Source organism: Streptomyces flavofungini (genome assembly GCF_041028215.1).
Classification (GTDB): Bacteria; Actinomycetota; Actinomycetes; order Streptomycetales; family Streptomycetaceae; genus Streptomyces; species Streptomyces flavofungini_B.
In genome coordinates this window covers 1-2,089 of the sequence record NZ_JASKYR010000967.1, presented here as the reverse complement: position 1 = coordinate 2,089, position 2,089 = coordinate 1, and the positions used below count along the sequence as shown (strand labels likewise).

The 2,089-nt window shown below is 69.8% G+C and carries 3 protein-coding genes; 2 read left to right on the top strand and 1 reads right to left on the bottom strand.

What is annotated here, in order from left to right; translation table 11 throughout:
• The coding region (locus AB8Z36_RS37205) for a hypothetical protein (RefSeq protein ID WP_369217803.1) at positions 1-204 on the bottom strand (204 nt) is incomplete at its 3' end.
• 417 nt (positions 205-621) lie between these two features.
• On the opposite strand from AB8Z36_RS37205, the gene AB8Z36_RS37200 reads away from it, so the two are divergent.
• Together AB8Z36_RS37200 and AB8Z36_RS37195 are read left to right on the top strand one after the other, a co-directional pair.
• The gene (locus tag AB8Z36_RS37200) at positions 622-930 is read left to right on the top strand and encodes a hypothetical protein (protein WP_369217802.1); all 309 of its coding nucleotides are present in this window, start codon (positions 622-624) and stop codon (positions 928-930) included.
• Positions 931-1,166: 236 nt separating this feature from the next.
• The gene (locus tag AB8Z36_RS37195; protein ID WP_369217801.1) at positions 1,167-1,520 is read left to right on the top strand and encodes a hypothetical protein; all 354 of its coding nucleotides are present in this window, start codon (positions 1,167-1,169) and stop codon (positions 1,518-1,520) included.
• Positions 1,521-2,089: the final 569 nt, after the last annotated feature.

Here is a 2,089-nt window from a genome sequence, read left to right as displayed (position 1 = left end):
CCCGAGCTGACCGCCGCCCTCACCCGGCGCGCCGCCGAGGCGGGCGTCACGCTCAACACCCTGACGCAGGCCGCCTGGGCCCTGGTGCTCGCCCGGCTGACCGGCGCCCGCGCGCTCCCCGGTGACCAGTGGCGCGGGCCGCTCAAGGCCCGCGAGGGCGTCGCGCCAGGCGGCCCGGGCGAGGCCCTGGTCGATACCGCGCATGAACCCGGTGTCCCCAAGTATTCCGCTCACTCCGAGAAGCCGGTCGCCCGTGCTGAAGCGGAAGGCCTCGGGCCCCTCCAGCGCCCCAGTGTGCCGGAGGAGGGAAGCGACCAGGTCCGGAGGCCACGGCCGCGAAGCGGCCCGCCCGCCCACGCCATGTCCGGTGCTCACACTGTCTGTCCCGCCAGTACCGACTCGGCCCAGCGGCTACACGGTGTCTCAGGCCGGTTCGGCCGGCACCTGCCGCGCACAGTCAAGGAACCGATGCCGTGGCCGATCCTGAGAACCTGCGGCGGGCGCAGCAGGGTCGAGCCCGGCCGGTGGGTCCTCAAGCAGACGGGTAAGCAGAGGAAGCAGCGTGGTGAAACCCCCTACCGGAAGGGCGTCTATTAGGCGTGGAAGGAAACGGGCGGCGGCGTGGCGCAGGCTCTCAGCAAGGCCCTGCACCTCATCTCCCGCGAGTTCCTCACCCGGATCTACGATGACGACGGCGCTCCGACCGGCATCGAGCTGTCCACTACCCGGGCCCGGCAGGTCGTGGTGATCGGGAGCCTGCACGAGTTCACCTACAACGGCGCCGGTGCCGTGAACCCGGACCAAAACAACTCCCTCGCCCGGACATCGGTCCAGGACGTCGAGATCATCTCGCTTGATGAGCTCTACGAGCGGGCGTGCTGCATAGTCGAAGAACGTCAAGGCTTCTGCCCACCGGTCTGGACGACCTGATGACGGCCGCGTGAACGCTGCTCATTGCCGCATACGAAGCCTCTCGGCAGGGGATGTGACCGCTGCACACCTCGGCTTCTGCCGGGGCGGACAACGCCTGCTTTGCTGCCATGCTGGTGCCCGGCTGCTCGGCGCTGCCATACCGATTCGGTCAGGGGCGTCGCAGTCGGTCACGCTCGTTCGGATCCGGTCATGGAAGCGCCGGGTCCGGGCATCTGGTGGATATGACGGTAGATGTGAGCTTGCTGTGGAAGCAGCTGGATGCCTCCTATGCACGGGCCCGGGACCTGGCATGCCGGGCCGAGCAGGTCACGGCCGACAGCCGTCGTCTGCGCGCGCGCAGACCTAGGCAGATCCCGCAGCGCCTGCCGTCGCGCCACTCGACGAGCGTGCGCCGCGGGCCGTCGCCCTCCGTGCCGGTCCCGGCCAGTGCCCCGATGCCTGCTGCCGTGCCGGGTGCGGCGGCCACGGGTACGGCGGTGGCTGACGCGGAGGTGGCGGCGCTGCGGCGGGAGAACACGCAACTGCGCCAGGCGCTCGGCTGCCGTCCGCAGGTGGACCAGGCCCGCGGCGTGCTGATGGTCCTTTGAAGCCGAGAGATGGGTTGGCGCCCGGGCAGCACGGTAGTCAGGGAGCTTCTCCTCGATGCGGCGTAGAACGAGGAGGGTATAGGAACAAATTCCCCCTTGGAACAGCATGCTGTCGACGTGGATACAGTGCTGGAACAAGCGCTCTTGCTGAGCGCGCCGGTCCGCCTCTTCGTTATCCGCATCGTCCATGCGTGGGTTCTGCCCTCGGCAACCGGAGGCATCCGAGTCAGGTGGGTTCCTGACGCCCGCAGCACCGGATGACGATCCTTGCGCTGCGCGATTGCCCACCCGGGTGACGCCGCGAAGGGCCCCTGCACCTCAGTAGCCATCCGTCGCCTGCTGTCTGCACGTGGCCTGCTGGGGTGCCGATTGGCGGAGGCTGAGCGTATGCCGCTTACGGGTTGGCCCTCGTTCGTCCGTGCCCGGTTGGATCGGGTCGCGGACGCGGCTGTCTCCTTCCATGACCGGACGTGCGAGGCGGTGGTGCACGCCCAGCCGGTCGGTGCGGGATGGTGTGGCTGCGACTGTCCGGCCCGGCCGCCCACCGGCCCCCGCGCCCGGCCCGGACC